The organism is Bradyrhizobium sp. P3_C3 (assembly GCF_056402655.1).
Window position 1 is genome coordinate 18,144 of sequence record NZ_JBFUGY010000036.1, and the last position, 14,294, is coordinate 32,437.

Consider the following 14,294-nt stretch of genomic DNA (forward strand, 5'->3'; position numbering starts at 1 on the left):
CTCATAACGGTGTCTACAGGAAGTGGCCACTTGTCCGGGATCGATTTCTTCGGCCGTGGAAATCTACTGGACACCTTGGACACCCACTCCTCGTATTTGTCGTGGACAGAGGCGATGGTCAGTGAAAGGACAGCTACGGTGCCTGTCTTCTGTCCAATTTCAAGCGCCAAGAGCTCGGCGCAAATGCAAAAAGTGCCTGTGCCGCAGCCAGAAGTGGTTCAGCCACATTCAATGAAAACGATTAGCGTTTCTAGCTCGCGGAAGGCAACTGGATCAGCGCGACGGGAAAGGGACGCAATTTTGCTTTGAGGATGCTCAAGCCGAGAAAGCGTTCGCCTCGATCTGCGAAAATCTCGCCATTCAATGCGTTGAGGCCTAGCCGACGGTCGCGGCGCCAAGAGGTCGCTATTAAGGCGGCTTTACTTCATAGGCCCACAACGGAGAACGTAGCGCGGCCCCCGTGGCTGTCCTAACAATCAAAGGCCCGCTGCGTCACCCTTGCGGGCGTAATTTCGATAGTAACGTGATTTTTGATCGGCTCTAAACTCGTTCCTGCTTCGGAGCGAGGCGGTGTTTTGGAGCGGGATCATGCGAGAGTTTCGCGCATGTATAATCGATGGCGAGGGGCACATAGCGCTTCGAATTGACCTTGAGATGCAGGACGAGGCGGAGGCTCGGGAGCGAACCAAATTGCTTGTAAACGGGCACGCGGTTGAGCTTTGGGAGGGCGCAACCAGGCTCGATAGATTTGAGCCGATCACCAGGCACTAAGGCCGCGCCGACTCTTGACGACCAGCTGCGATCGGGAGTCTGATCCGCCGCATCTTGGCCGAGCGCGACCGATGAAGCGCCGACTGCACGGGAAGCGTGACCGGCAGCGGCTGACGGCTCATGCCAGGAGGCGAAGGAAACAGAGTTAGGACAAATACGCCGCCGGGCTCAAATTCATTGTCCCGGCGGCGGTGTTCATTCCAGCCCCGAGATGGGATAGCAAAAATCCCGGATACAGATAGGTATGCACAGAACCTGCGAAGGTTTCAGTTTGTGGGGATGCCAATTCAAAGGCCGCCGGGTCACGCTGGCGAGCCTATCACGTCGTACTAAAACGCCACGCCTTTGACGGTCATTGGTCCCTCTCCGGCCTTGGGAGTCAGATACTTGCGATTGATAGCCGCCGCCCTTGCACCAGCCATTTCATTTGCCGTCCCGACCGCGGTCCAGCGCCGGCCTTCGCGTGCGGAGGCGGGGGCTGGCACTAGGGAAATATCCGTTCCGCCGCTGGAACCACTCCCACCGCAATATTGTTTCCCTAAAAACATGGGAGGAACATCATGATTTCCAAATATCTTGCAATAGCCTTCCTGGCCACCGCGTCGATGACCGACGCGGCGGCGGCTCAAACAGCTACAAACCAAGCGGCCTCGGCAACCAGTGCTACCACACACAAGGAGGGTGAATGGCGCGCGTCCAAGCTCGCCGGCGTCGATGTGTACAATGAAGCAAACGAGAAGATCGGCGCCATCCACGACGCGATTTTGGATAGGTCAGGCAGGGTGGCCAATGTCATTCTGGGTGTGGGCGGCGTTCTCGGCCTAGGCGAGCATTACGTGGCGGTCGCCTTCGATAAGCTGAAGTGGATTGACCAGCCGGTGACCTCGACAACTGCGTCAACAACGTCCCCACCGGGGAATGCGCCTGCAACTACTTCCGCTCCAGACAGCACCACGCGAACCACCACCGGTGCCGCAACTACCACCACTACAACCACCACAACCAGCGCCAGTGGGCGTTGGTATCCCGATCACGCGGTGTATAACGCCACCAAGGACGAATTGAAGGCCATGCCGGAGTTTAAGTACTAACTTTGGTGCGGGAATGCGCCTGATACGGCTACTGATCGCTCGTTACTGAGACAAATGGCCCGCCGGTTCACGCTGGCGGGCCGTTCTGGCCGGCTCGTACGTTTATGGGCGCCGGCAGTCCCCGAGTGCGCCCAAGGGGATGATCAAAATTGCTCAGACTTGGTCTGCCACAAGTGTTAACAACCTTTATCACCGTCCGGCTCATGGCTTCTATCGGTGACGAGAACGCCAGTTGGCTCCCGCCCAACCGAACAGGGAGCACCCATGTTCAAGCAATCATCGATATTTCAATACCGCTTAGAGGACGAGGCAATTGACTTGCGCAAGCAGGCTGAGGGTATGCCTCATGGCATTCGACGCGACGAACTTCTACGGATGGCCAGCCGGATCGATAACTCGGTTACCGTCAATAAGTGGCTGGATTCACCCGGTCTGCGCGCTCCGACATAAGCCTCCCAGCGCAGAGAGGCCGCCTCAGTGATTGCAAGCCGTGAGTTGCCCCGATCGAAGTTGGGTCGGACGTCGGCACCTCGGCTCTCGCACCCCTGACAGACGAACTGTGGCTCGAGATCGGAGAGCCTTACGCTGTCAGGCCAAAGGTCGGCGTCCAGAGCGATGTGATGGCCACAATGGCAATAGATCAAGACGCCGCGCACGCCCATCTCGCGCATCTCGCCGAAGGTGATCTTGGGCGGTCGACCGTCAGCGTGCGTAGGCGTGTGGCGGCGGGCAGGGCGAGGCATGCCGCGATCAAAGCGGCATCGGCAGGCCCTCGCCTTTCCGGTAAGACGGGCATAGTCCTTGGGGCAGGGGCTACCGCGAGCAGGTAAAAGTACTCTTAGACGGGTCGAGTCGCTTCATCACCCTGCATGCTTGTTATTCGGCGTACGGTTTGACCCCCGATCGGCACCGAAGGTTGACCCCGCCCAACACCGCCCAATTCCTTGAACCATCACTGGAATGCCCATCACGTGTGGGGTCAATGTTGGAAGCCGATTGGGGAGGCAAAGTTCGGCGCTTATTTACAACCGCGCCAGGTGCGCTAAGGGATACCTCTGGCCAAACGGCGCCATCAGCGTGGCCGCTCCTGCCTTCCCCCTTGGCCGCTTCGGCCCTCTTCGTCGAGCAGCGTTCCGCGCATGCTGGTCCCCCAACATATCGAATAAGGGCTCAAGCATGTCCAGCTCCACGGCCCAATTCACGAATAACTGCGCTACCGGCTTAGCGGCGCACCACGGAGACAGCACTATGGCCGAGGTGCGGATCTTTTCCTACTTGCCCAATCCTCGTGTTTGGAAGGCGGTCATCGCCGCGCGCATCGGCGGCGTCGCGTTGGAGGTGCGGGGCGCCGCGGGCGCCGAACTCGTGGACTGGCTTTGGGATTTTGACGCTCGCCCGCTGAGCGAAGTGTCCGCAGAGGAGCGCTCAGCCGCGGAGCGGGTGGGCCGCATCGGGTTCAAGGGCCGCAAGCTCTACAAGACCGACGCCTTCTTTGCGGCCCAGCCGTTCGGGACGGTCTCCGCGGGTTTCAGCGGGGACGGACAAGCCGGCATTTTCGAGTCCAACAGCATCATGCGTGCGGTCGCCCGCCAGGCGGAGCGGAGCGGTCTATGGCCACGATCCATTCGAGGCCTCGCGGATTGACAGCTTTCTGACGGCGAAAGAATTCTGCTTCTCGGGGAAAGAAATCAGAGCTCCCAGCGTGATCATTGGCAATTTCCTTCTATTAGCGGCATCCGAAATGTCATGCCGGCATCTGACGGAGCACTTCTGCCAGATATCGGATCTCAGCGGTCGTATTGTAGTAGTGAGGCGAGGCGCGGACGATGTCTGGAAGTTTTCTCCGTGTCGCATCGAGCGGGGTGCTCGTCGGTGGCGATACAGAAACGTTGATCCGCTTAGATGAGAGATAGCGCATAACGTCGCGCGCGCTCATATCAGGCGTTGTGAAGGAAACGATAGAAGCGGGACGGTCCCCAAGGTCATGAACTGCCACTCCGGGGATTTCTGATAGTTCGCCGCGCAAYTCGTCAGACAATGCGCGGCAACGTCGTTCGATCTTGCCGAGTCCGAGCTCAAGTGCGTAATCGACCGCGATCCCAAGCCGAGCGGCGTAATTTACTTCCCAGGTCTCAAATCTTCGGGCGTCAGGCCTGAGCTCGTAGTGATATTGCCCTTTCAAGGAGGCTCCAAACAGGTCGATCATGGCGGGTTCCAGATCTGTGAGGAAGTCCTGTCGGACATACAAAAAGCCCGTACCTCGAGGACCGCGCAGGAACTTGCGTCCCGTTGCAGTGAGCATATCGCAGCCGAGCGCAGAGACGTCGATCGGCATTTGTCCAGCCGCTTGGCAGGCGTCTAACAGGTACGGAATGCCGTGCGCACGTGCGATCCGGCCAACGGCCTCTGCCGGATTCACGAGACCGCCATTTGTGGGTACCCACGTAATGGCGATCAGTCGTACCCGCGCATCGATCATGCGATCGAGTGCATCGGGGTCAAGGACGCCGTTAGCGTCGTCTGGTATGATATCTACCTGCGCGCCGGTTCGGCTTGCCATCTGCAAGAAGGCGATATAGTTGGCCGCAAATTCCGCAGTGGTCGTGAGAATGCGGTCACCCGGGCCGAAGCGCAACGAGTAAAAGGCTCGCTGCCATGCGAGCGTAGCGTTCTCCGCCAGCGAGATCTCTTCCCGCTTGGAACCGATTAGCATCGCGATGCTGTCATATACACGTTCAAGGCGTGCAGCACTTTCAGTGCTTGCCTCGTAGCCGCCGATTGCCGCTTCAAGTTGCAGGTACTCGATCATGCCCTCAACTACGGGCTTGGGCATAAGCGCGGCGCCTGCATTATTGAAGTGGATTCGATTTGCTGCGCCGGGTGTATCGCCTCGCAAACGCTCGACATCAACGTCAGCGAAGTCCTCGAAGTCCGGATTGCTCGTTGACTGCCTCAGTTGTCGCTCCTGCTCGTTCCGGTCCCACCTCGATCCGAGCAGATAGCTACCTGCGTTCGATCAGACATCTTTCAAACGATATCAGTCGGCCGTTGACCAAACTCGGCATTTTGAAGCCATCTATGCAAAAAACGTTCGCGATTGGCTGCAAAAATTGCGCGAATCGGCCCTGTGCCTTGGCAAAGTACAACTCAATGCCAATCGGACTTGCCCGCAAGGAGAGTGATTTTGGGAGCACCTATCAAGCCTATGGAGATTGCGTCGGGGGAGTCGTCCAACCGTCGGCCGGTGCTGCTGCGCAGTCAGACATCCGCCCCGACGCAACTTCCCTGGTGGTGCGAACGAAACGCAGGTGATGAACCTCTCCGCCTGCTTCGAGCTTGTCCGCGCTACGCTCCGACCCCCCTGATTTCCTTGCCTGGCGTGGCCGAGCGGCTGGGTCTCGGCGAGGTCTGGATCAAAGACGAGACGCAGCGCCTTGGAATCGGTAGTTTCAAGGGGCTCGGCGGTGCTTATGCTGTGCTGAAGCTTGCCCTGACGTATGTCGGGAAACGCACGGGGCGCGCGATCTTGCCGGCAGAGTTGCTGGAGCCTGGCGTGCGTTCATTGATCTCAGAGCTCACGTTCTCTTGCGCGTCAGACGGCAATCATGGGCGCTCCGTTTCGGCTGGTGCGAGGCTTATCGGAGCGCGGGCAGTGGTGTTCCTTCACGAAGGGGTGACTGACGAGCGGGCCGCTCATATCACGCGGCTCGGCGCTACAATCGTGCGTGTTGCAGGGGACTATCACGACTCGGTCGAGGCTGCCGCCAAAGCCGCTTCACAGGACGGTTGGATCGCCGTTCCGGACACAGTTGGTCCCGGCGAGGATGACACCGCTTGTACTTTTGTGGTCCAGGGATATGCCGTCTTGATTGACGAGATCGTTGCAGCGATCGCGGGGCAACGGTTCCCCTTTACCCATGTCCTGGTTCAGGCTGGTGTCGGAGGTCTCGCGGCGAGCGTGTTCGGTCATGGTCGGGCGCGTGAACTGTTTGGACCCGATACCCATCTGTGGATCGTTGAGCCAGAACGGTCTGCTTGTCTTTACGAGAGCGCTCGTGCCGACACGCCGGTACGTCTTCCCCCAGGACCACCTACAAACATGTCAATGCTCGAGTGCCAAAGTCCGTCCCTGATGGTTTGGCCGCTCATCAATTCCATGGCCACGGGCTTTTTAACGGTCAGTGACGAGGAAGCCGGCGAGGCAGTGCGTGTACTCGACCGGGGAGCGTCAGGCGATGCACGTCTTCGGGTGGGAGAGTCAGGCGCGGCGGGGTTGGCGGGCCTCATCCGAGCGGCGGAAAATGAGGACCGCGCAAGGCTTGCGCTCGACCGGTCCTCGAAAGTCCTGCTCTTCGCGACAGAAGGCCCCACCGATCTTTCTGTTTGGAGTGGAAGCCGTTAGCAAGCGCAGGAGCGTGCACATCCCCGCTATGAGACATCGAGATTGATACGGGTAGTGAACTTAACCGTCTGCATTGCCACGAAGGTGGTGAACGACTTGATGTTCTTGTCGGGGAAAAATGCTCTCTCGGTGAATGCTCCATACTCCTCCATCGAGCCAGTATTGACGACTAGTATGAAGTCGGCCGACCCGGTTACGTAATAGCATTGCGTGACCTCTGGATAGGCGCTCATTCGTTTCTTGAACGTATCGAGAAGGTCGAGTTGCTCTTGTTCAAGCGCAACCATCACGATCGACGTCACCCGCGTCCCGGCGACCGACGGCGAGATGATCGAGACGTCGGACAGGATAGCGCCATTCTCGCGCAACCGCCGTAGTCGGCGCAGGCACGACGTCGGCGAGAGGGCCACACGTTCCGCGAGCTCTTCGGAGGTCTGTTGATTGTTCTCCTGCAGCAGCATCAGCAACTTGAGATCAAGGCGATCGAGATCCATTCGCGCGCTGGCCACTTAAATATTCCTTAAGATTGCAGTTATCCGGCGTCCGATCGCGCCAAAACGACGAATTCCGTCACCGGCATGTCACATTATATGCACGAAGAGGGCCTGAGCAAGCATTTGTGAGATCGGCAGGGAGGCAGCCATGGACATCGTAAGACGCAGACTTCTTCAGGGCACCGCGTTGGTCGGAGGCGTTGCGGCGACACGCTCCCTGTTTCCCGCTCCCGCAGTCGCTCAAATTCCCAAGAGTACCGGCGAAGTTGTCGTTTACGACGGTGGCGGATCATGGGGCGAGGCCAAACGGATCGCCTACTTTGAGCCCTTCGAGCGCGAGACCGGCATCAAGGTGATAGCGCAACCGCGCACTGATACGGGAGCCGCGCGGGCGAGCGTTCTCGCCGGGGCACCTCGCTACGACGTCATGATCCTGCCGGGTGGTAAGGCGCCGACCTTCGAGCGAGATAATTTGCTGGTCCCGATCGACTACGGCTACTTCGAGAAGTCCGACCTGGAGGCGTTTAGTCCTGTCAAAGTGGGCAAGTTCACGGTGCCTGCGATCGTCTATTCGCTCTTCATCGCGTATGACTCGTCCAAGTTTACATCCAATGCGCCGAACTCGTGGGCTGATGTATGGGATGCCCAGAAATTTGCGGGGCGACGTTCATTAATGGCCGGTACATGGGCCTCCGATGGCGGAACCTTTGAGGCGGCCCTGATGGCGGACGGTGTTGAGCCCTCGAAGCTCTATCCAATCGATTGGGATCGGGCGTTCAAGAGCCTCGGTCGCATTAAACCGAATATTGTGAAGTGGTGGAACAACGGGGCGGAAGCGCCTCAGCTTATCATCGACAAGCTCATCACAGCTGGCAGCGCCTGGAATGGTCGGGTTTCCGCGGCCAACGAACAGGGCGCGAAAATCGGCTACACGTGGAATCAGGGTATCTTGCAATACGATTGCTGGGTCGTCTTGAAGGGGACCAAAAACGCGGACAACGCGTTCAAATTCCTTGCCTTCTCCGCCCGCGCCGAAAACCAGGCGAAATTCGTACAGCACATACTGTATGCGCCGCCAAACTCGCGCGCCTACGACTTAATCCCGTCCGATCGCGCCAAGCTTCTGCCCACTTCGCCGGATGCACGCAAACAGCAGTTCGTGCAGGACTATGAATTCTGGACCGCCCGAGCCGCCGGTGAGCGCGCGAACAACGAAATCGCCGTGGCTCAGTGGGAGCGATGGCTTGCGGGGGCGCGGTAAAACGGTGATGTCGAACTCCAGCGTGACCATAGCATCTAACCGGAGCTGGTCCATCGGACGGGACAAGCTCACTCCCATCCTGTTGCTCTTTCCGATCGTGGTGCTGTTCTCGTTCGGTTATCTGATGCCGCTGTCTCAGCTCGCGCTCAAGAGCCTGCAATCCGATGGTGCTTGGTCGCTCAAGAGTTATAGCGAAATCGCGAGCTCATCCTCGTTCTTCTGGATCGTTCTGAAGACGCTCAGGCTTGCCCTGACGGTTACCGTCATATGTCTGGTGATCGCCTATCCGCTGGCCTACACGATCTCTCGATGTTCGGACAGAGTGGCGACGCTCTTGCTCTTCATCGTCACGCTTCCGTACCTCACCAGCGTCCTTATTCGCACGTATGCCTGGATCGTACTGCTCAGTCCAAACGGACCGATAAACAAGGTGCTTCTTGCACTCGGAGCGATTTCCGAGCCGCTTCAGATGGTCTTTAATTCGACCGGCGTTTACATCGGGATGGTCCAGGTCCAGCTCCCGCTGATGGTATTTCCCCTGTATGCAGCGCTGACACGAGCCAACCCTAATCTGACCAGGGCCGCGCAGAGCTTAGGAAGTCCGCCCTCGGATGCATTCCTCCGTGTTACGCTACCGGCGTCGATGCCCGGGCTTGTCAGCGGATGTACTCTCGTCTTCCTCTCCTGCCTGGGTTTCTATATCACGCCGGAGCTTCTGGGAGGCCCGGACGACTATCTCATTGCGCAGGGCATCAGCCTGAGGGTCTTGATCCTCGGTAATTTCAGCGAAGCGGCCGCTCAAGCTTCACTGCTTCTGCTCGCGGTCGTCGTGATTTTTCTTATTTTTCGACGCCGCATTGCGGAAGAACTCGACGACCGTCCGGGATCGGATGATATCCGTGCATCGAGCGCGCTCGACTCGCAGTTCACCGCGAGACGACCATTCGCAGAGCGCTTGACCTCGCTGTCGCACGGTCCCGTTTTACGCCTGCACGAACTCCTGTCTAACATTCGCAAGCCGTTGCTGTACGCGTCGGCAGGATTCGCGCTTCTCCTACTTGTCCTCCCCTTTGCGGCGGTGATTCCGCTGGCGTTCAGCGACGCTCCCTATCTCACGTTTCCGCCGCCCGCCTATTCGCTCCGGTGGTTTTCTCGCCTGGTCAGCAACACTCAGTGGCTGGATGCGCTGAGCTTCAGTTTGCGCTGGGCAGGTTTGGCGGCGCTCTTGAGCGTCGCCGTTGGCGTCCCAGCAGCATTCGCACTGGTTCGTCATCGTTTTTTGGGGCGACTTCCGATCTACCTTCTTCTGATCTCGCCACTGATCGTTCCGCACGTCGTCATGGCCGTCTCGCTATTCTTCGCGCTTGCGGGATCTTCGCTGATCGGCTCTCCCTTAGCGTTCGCCATCAGCTACACGATCATCGGAACGCCATATGCTGTCGTTGTGACGATAGCCGGCTTGAAGCGCTTCGATCGTACTCTTGAGCGAGCGGCGTCGAGTCTTGGGGCAAGCCCGATAACGATCTTGCGGACCGTGACTTTGCCTCTGCTGTTTCCGACGCTCGCGAGCGCGGCAATATTCGCCTTCATTGTTGGCTTCGATGATGTGGTGTTTGGCCTTTTTCTGAGTGGGCCATCCGCTACGCCGCTGCCTATGCGGATGTGGGACAATATTCGCCTTGAGATCAGTCCGCAGATCGCGGTGATCGCTGTCTTGTTCCTGGCCGTGCTGGTTCTGCTCTGTCTCGTCCGTTTCTTCGTCGGAGCGGCCATGGAAGGCCGCCGGACGCGAGCTGGGATCTGACCTGAACATGACGAGGTTGGGACGCGCCACATAGCCTTCAACAGACCCGAGGGGTGACCTTGTCGGTGTTGTCCGCAAATAGCGTAAGAGCAGAAAGTTGGAACATGATTCGCGATCTCACTTTTTCCGTCGGAGAGTACAGGCGTCGGCTGCTGTTGGTTCAGGAGCTTGTCGCGGCTCGTCGCCTCGATTGCGTCATTCTCGATGAACCGGAGATGATGGCTTGGTTGTCGGGCTATACCGTCTCCGAGAACCTCTGGCGTGCGTGCGTCGTGCCGGCCTCGGGCGAACCGTTCCTTCTGGTTCGCAAGCTCGATATGCCGCCGGCGCAGCAGCGGAGCTGGATGGAAGATATCGTCGGCTTTGGTGACTGGGATGATCCCTTGGTCACCTTGGTGGATGCGTTGCGCGACCGGAAGGTCGCACACAAGCAAATTGGTGTCGAATTCCAGTCGAATTCGTTCACCGTTCAGCGGCACAATCGCCTCCGCGCGCTTCTGCCTGGCTCAGATGTCCGCGATCTCGAACGCTCCGCATGGAGCCTCAGAGGCTGCAAGTCAGCCGAGGAGATTGCCCACATGAGACGTGCGGGTACCCTTCTGGACAGCGCCTTCCAAGCGACAGTGAGGGAAGTCGGGTCTGGAAAGAGCCAGCGTGAGGTCGCGGCGGCCGCTGCAAGCGCCTATTACAAGCTCGGGTTTGACGATGGCTTCGTCGGTCCGCTTAATGTCGGATTTGGCTGGGACTCTCTACACGGATTTCTCGAAGAGCGACCTCTGGCCGACGGTGACATCGTTCACATCGAGCTCCTGCCTCGCCTGCACTTCTATACCGTCCGCATCATGCGCTCTGTCATCGTGGGGCGGGCGACCGATCACCAGAGGGCGGCTGCGGAGACCCTGATCTCACTACAGGACCAGCAAATTGCTGCGCTTCGGCCTGGGGCGCTCGCTGCCGATGTCGATCGCATCGTGCGGGAAGGTGTTGTGGCGGCGGGTTTGCGTGACACCTATGACAATATCACCGGCTACACGCTCGGAGTGGCGCCACTCGTCTCTCAGCATACCAGTGATCTGTATCGCTGCTTCACTCCGCGCTCGGACTGGATGGTTGAGGAGGGCATGGTCTTCCATATGTACACTTCGGCCGCAGGTCTGGCGATGAGCGATTCCGTCGTCGTGACCAGGACCGGAGGCGAACGACTGACCAAGACGCCACGTCAGATATTCGAAACGGACGCAAGATGACAATCACAGCTGCGGTGACCGCCGATCATTCGGCTAATATTTCTGTGTCCAGCAAGGATAAGCGGGGCGCGGTGTCGGTCGACGCGATCACCAAGATGTTTGGTTCGGTGAAAGCAGTCGATGGCGTCTCGTTGTCAGTGCGGCCTGGCGAGTTCGTGGCGCTGCTCGGATCCAGTGGATCTGGCAAGTCCACGCTCCTCATGATGATCGCGGGCTTCGAAACGCCTTCTTCGGGCGATATTAGGCTGGATGGCGTCCGGATCAACGATGTTCCCGGACATCGCCGCGGTTTTGGAATGGTGTTCCAGAACTATGCACTGTTCCCACACATGACCGTCGCGGAGAACATCGCGTACCCTCTTCGCAGACGCGGCATGAGCGGCCGTGACGTCGAACGTGAGGTCACGAAGGCATTGAGGCTGGTCGCACTCGAGGGTTACGGCGCGCGGCTCCCAAGCCAGCTGTCGGGAGGGCAGCAGCAACGTGTCGCACTGGCCCGTGCATTGGTGTTCCGGCCGCCCCTCCTGTTGATGGATGAGCCGCTCGGGGCGCTGGATCGCAAGCTTCGACAGCAGCTTCAGATGGAGATCAAACTGATCCATAAAGAGGTAGGCAGCACCATCATCTTCGTCACCCACGATCAGGAAGAAGCCCTGTCTATGGCCGATCGCGTGGCCGTTCTTGAGCATGGTCGTCTGCAGCAGTTCGGATCGCCTCGGGAGCTCTACGAGGAGCCGGCTACGGCCTTCGTCGCTGATTTCATCGGCGAGACAAACTTCTTGCCCGCCGAACTACGCCGGTCTGGTGAGAGTGTTGCAGTAGGAACACCGGATCTCGGCCTGTGGGTTGATGTGCGCAACGAGCAAGTGCTTTCTCAGCAGGATCGAGGGCTACTCGCAGTTCGCCCCGAATTTATCCGTTTGGAGATAGATGACGAGGCCACGGCTACGGTGCTGGAGTCCGCGTACACGGGCACCAACCAGAGCGTCTTGGTGCAAGTGGGCGAGCTGAGGCTGACCGCGCGGATTCCGGTCAAGCCAGGACGGCCGCTGTTCCAATCCGGTCAGCGGGTCCGCATTGAGATCGAGGCTGCGCATACCCGCGTGTTTCCGGCCGCCCGTTGAGCTCCCCTTGATGGCGTGCGAGGAGCCGCCCGAAATGTGCAGGGACGCTGCAATCTCGCGCGCGAGCAGCCATCTCGATTCTGGAGACTTCGAGACCGTTCTCTCGCGCCTCGTCGCCATTCCTTCCGAGAGTCAGAATCCGGAGCGAGCACTTCAGATTGTCGGATATCTCGACGAACTCCGCTGCATGCTTGAAGAGCTCGGCTGCGATTGCCAGCATTTGACTGCTGCAGGCGCGCATTTTCTGTATGCAGAGCGCAGAGAAGATGGAGCATTGCCGACGGTGCTGGGATATGGGCACGGCGATGTGGTTAGAGGAATGGACGAGTCGTGGGCCGCAGGAACGTCGCCTTGGCGCCTCGCAAAGCTCAATGATCGCTGGTATGGCCGGGGTGTCGCAGACAACAAAGGGCAGCATGCCATCAACATTGCCGGCCTCCGCGCTGTCCTCAAGACCAGAGGTCGTCTGGGATTCAACCTCAAATACATCATCGAGATGGGCGAAGAGGTCGATTCGCCCGGCCTCCGCGAACTTTGCTTGACGCACAAGAATCTCCTGAGCGCCGATCTTTTCATGGCATCCGATGGACCGCGGTTGTCCGAGCATCGGCCTACAATATTCCTGGGCTCGCGCGGATGTGTTACATTCGACATTTCAATTAAGGCGCGCGAGAGCGCGTATCACTCGGGCAATTGGGGCGGTCTGCTTTCCGATCCTGCAATCCAGCTCGCGCATGCCTTGGCGACGATCGTTTCTCCGACCGGCCGCATCCTGATTCCAGAATGGCTTCCAAGTGGGCTGCCTGAGTCCGTCCGGCCGGTGCTTGCCGATTGTGTGATTGACGGGGGACCTGGAGGACCTGAGATCGATCCGGTTTGGGGGGAGCCGGGACTGACTGCGGCAGAGCAGGTGTATGGCTGGTGCTCGTTTGATGTTCTAGCCATGAGCTGCGGAAATCCGCAGGCGCCGGTCAACGCTATTCCCGCGAGTGCCTGGGCGCGCTGCCAGCTCCGCTTCGTGGTCGGCGTCGATCAGGAGGACATTTTGCCGGCGCTTCGGCGGCACCTCGTGACGTCCGGCCTCGACATGGTCCAGGTGACGCCAAGTCCCCACGACGGTGTTTTTCCTGCCACGCGCCTCGATCCTGAGGATCCTTGGGCTAGGTGGGCCCAAGCCTCGATCGCCCGGACGACGCAGAAATCGCCGGCAATCTTGCCCAATTTCGCCGGTTCGCTTCCGAACGACATCTTTGCCAAAGTGCTAAATCTGCCCACGTTATGGGTGCCCCACGCCTATCCGGGATGCCAGCAACATGCAGCCAACGAGCACTTGCCGATCGGGCTCGCACGCGAGGCTCTGGAGATCATGGCGGGGCTATATTGGGACCTAGGTGAGCCAGATACCCTTCCTCCAGTCCGACGAGGATGAACTGATCGGCTGCGCTTTGCTGGCGCCGTGGCGCGGGTGATTGTTTTTCTGCGAAGGCCCTTGCGCATTTCGAAGTACCGCTTCCCGACTGATGCGCCAAGCTCCGTCAAGGCGGCGCCGAGCGCCATCTTCGAGTGCGGACGCTGAAGGGGCAATGCACATGGGTGATGCATCGGACCATCATGGCTTTGGTGGCAAGAGCTGCAATTGTTGCCAGCCTGACCCGGCTCAGCCGAGCCTTGAGGCTGCCGTCTCGAACCGAATCGAGCAGGCGCTGCTACAAGGCCTGTTCCCGCAGCCGATATTGCGGCGCGAATTGCTGCGAACGGTCGGCGTCCGGTCGATAAGTTGGGCGCGGAGCATTTCGAGTTTCGGACCGCAAAGGTCGCTCCCCTCCAAGACGGCGAAATCCTTATCCGGCATCATTTTCTTTCGCTGATGCCCGGCAATCGTGCGTGGATGCAGCGCAAGCCATTTACCGTGCATAAGGCGTGAAATAGCTTCGTTGATCGACTGAAAGGCCAATGTTACCGTGTGCTTGGCGGTCCCCGGGCGTTCGACCATGATGCCCGCTTTTGCGTAGACCGAATTCCAGCGGCAGCTTACGACAACGATTTTAAGCACAACTTGATGTGCACTCGCGGTCTCAGCACCGCTGCCGGATCGCCCCA

Annotated in this window: 12 protein-coding genes and 1 pseudogene; 9 read left to right on the plus strand and 4 right to left on the minus strand. The window is 59.0% G+C overall.

From position 1 onward, the window contains the following. Positions 1–1,331: 1,331 nt before the first annotated feature. Both AC1DW2_RS32170 and AC1DW2_RS32175 read left to right on the plus strand, forming a co-directional pair. The gene (locus AC1DW2_RS32170) at positions 1,332–1,862 is read left to right on the plus strand and encodes a PRC-barrel domain-containing protein (protein ID WP_477007946.1); all 531 of its coding nucleotides are present in this window, start codon (positions 1,332–1,334) and stop codon (positions 1,860–1,862) included. Between the two features lie 264 nt (positions 1,863–2,126). Then, a complete protein-coding gene (locus AC1DW2_RS32175) occupies positions 2,127–2,312 on the plus strand; it encodes a hypothetical protein (protein WP_477007947.1) in 186 nt (61 codons plus the stop codon). Between the two features lie 53 nt (positions 2,313–2,365). On the opposite strand, the pseudogene AC1DW2_RS32180 reads toward AC1DW2_RS32175, so the two are convergent. Further along, positions 2,366–2,605: pseudogene (locus tag AC1DW2_RS32180) on the minus strand (hypothetical protein); the annotation flags it as partial. A 505-nt stretch (positions 2,606–3,110) separates the two neighbouring features. Between AC1DW2_RS32180 and AC1DW2_RS32185 the strand changes: the two are divergent. Beyond that, complete coding sequence (locus tag AC1DW2_RS32185; RefSeq protein ID WP_477007948.1) at positions 3,111–3,506, plus strand: thioredoxin domain-containing protein; 396 nt, start codon at positions 3,111–3,113, stop codon at positions 3,504–3,506. A gap of 100 nt (positions 3,507–3,606) precedes the next feature. Here the strand turns inward: AC1DW2_RS32185 and AC1DW2_RS32190 are convergent, their stop codons facing one another. Continuing rightward, entirely contained in the window at positions 3,607–4,818 is a 1,212-nt protein-coding gene (locus AC1DW2_RS32190) for an aminotransferase class V-fold PLP-dependent enzyme (RefSeq protein ID WP_477007995.1), read from the minus strand. A 249-nt stretch (positions 4,819–5,067) separates the two neighbouring features. On the opposite strand from AC1DW2_RS32190, the gene AC1DW2_RS32195 reads away from it, so the two are divergent. Further along, the gene (locus tag AC1DW2_RS32195; protein WP_477007996.1) at positions 5,068–6,264 is read left to right on the plus strand and encodes a diaminopropionate ammonia-lyase; all 1,197 of its coding nucleotides are present in this window, start codon (positions 5,068–5,070) and stop codon (positions 6,262–6,264) included. Positions 6,265–6,290: 26 nt separating this feature from the next. Here the strand turns inward: AC1DW2_RS32195 and AC1DW2_RS32200 are convergent, their stop codons facing one another. Further along, the gene (locus AC1DW2_RS32200) at positions 6,291–6,773 is read right to left on the minus strand and encodes an Lrp/AsnC family transcriptional regulator (RefSeq protein ID WP_477007949.1); all 483 of its coding nucleotides are present in this window, start codon (positions 6,771–6,773) and stop codon (positions 6,291–6,293) included. A gap of 133 nt (positions 6,774–6,906) precedes the next feature. Here AC1DW2_RS32200 and AC1DW2_RS32205 point away from each other — a divergent pair, with 133 nt between their 5' ends. From AC1DW2_RS32205 to AC1DW2_RS32225, 5 genes are all read left to right on the plus strand, one after another. Then, a complete protein-coding gene (locus AC1DW2_RS32205; protein ID WP_477007950.1) occupies positions 6,907–8,019 on the plus strand; it encodes an ABC transporter substrate-binding protein in 1,113 nt (370 codons plus the stop codon). A gap of 7 nt (positions 8,020–8,026) precedes the next feature. Further along, positions 8,027–9,823, plus strand: a complete 1,797-nt coding sequence (locus AC1DW2_RS32210) for an ABC transporter permease subunit (RefSeq protein WP_477007951.1) — start codon at positions 8,027–8,029, stop codon at positions 9,821–9,823. Positions 9,824–9,927: 104 nt separating this feature from the next. After that, positions 9,928–11,070 (plus strand): M24 family metallopeptidase, encoded by a 1,143-nt coding sequence (locus AC1DW2_RS32215; protein ID WP_477007952.1) that lies wholly within the window; start codon positions 9,928–9,930, stop codon positions 11,068–11,070. Then, positions 11,067–12,194 (plus strand): ABC transporter ATP-binding protein, encoded by a 1,128-nt coding sequence (locus AC1DW2_RS32220; protein ID WP_477007953.1) that lies wholly within the window; start codon positions 11,067–11,069, stop codon positions 12,192–12,194. Before AC1DW2_RS32215 ends, AC1DW2_RS32220 begins: the two co-directional genes overlap by 4 nt. Positions 12,195–12,228: 34 nt before the next feature. Beyond that, positions 12,229–13,623, plus strand: a complete 1,395-nt coding sequence (locus AC1DW2_RS32225) for a M20 family metallopeptidase (RefSeq protein ID WP_477007954.1) — start codon at positions 12,229–12,231, stop codon at positions 13,621–13,623. Positions 13,624–13,851: 228 nt separating this feature from the next. Here AC1DW2_RS32225 and AC1DW2_RS32230 read toward each other — a convergent pair whose 3' ends face one another. Then, positions 13,852–14,247, minus strand: coding sequence for a hypothetical protein (locus AC1DW2_RS32230; RefSeq protein ID WP_477007955.1), 396 nt, complete (start codon positions 14,245–14,247; stop codon positions 13,852–13,854). Positions 14,248–14,294 lie beyond the last annotated feature (47 nt).

Bases quoted from the DNA above. Each gene is read 5' to 3' on its own strand.
- AC1DW2_RS32170 (WP_477007946.1), top strand. From the start codon at position 1,332: ATGATTTCCAAATATCTTGCAATAGCCTTCCTGGCCACCGCGTCGATG.
- AC1DW2_RS32175 (WP_477007947.1), top strand. From the start codon at position 2,127: ATGTTCAAGCAATCATCGATATTTCAATACCGCTTAGAGGACGAGGCA.
- AC1DW2_RS32185 (WP_477007948.1), top strand. From the start codon at position 3,111: ATGGCCGAGGTGCGGATCTTTTCCTACTTGCCCAATCCTCGTGTTTGG.
- AC1DW2_RS32195 (WP_477007996.1), top strand. From the start codon at position 5,068: ATGGAGATTGCGTCGGGGGAGTCGTCCAACCGTCGGCCGGTGCTGCTG.
- AC1DW2_RS32205 (WP_477007950.1), top strand. From the start codon at position 6,907: ATGGACATCGTAAGACGCAGACTTCTTCAGGGCACCGCGTTGGTCGGA.
- AC1DW2_RS32210 (WP_477007951.1), top strand. From the start codon at position 8,027: ATGTCGAACTCCAGCGTGACCATAGCATCTAACCGGAGCTGGTCCATC.
- AC1DW2_RS32215 (WP_477007952.1), top strand. From the start codon at position 9,928: ATGATTCGCGATCTCACTTTTTCCGTCGGAGAGTACAGGCGTCGGCTG.
- AC1DW2_RS32220 (WP_477007953.1), top strand. From the start codon at position 11,067: ATGACAATCACAGCTGCGGTGACCGCCGATCATTCGGCTAATATTTCT.
- AC1DW2_RS32225 (WP_477007954.1), top strand. From the start codon at position 12,229: ATGTGCAGGGACGCTGCAATCTCGCGCGCGAGCAGCCATCTCGATTCT.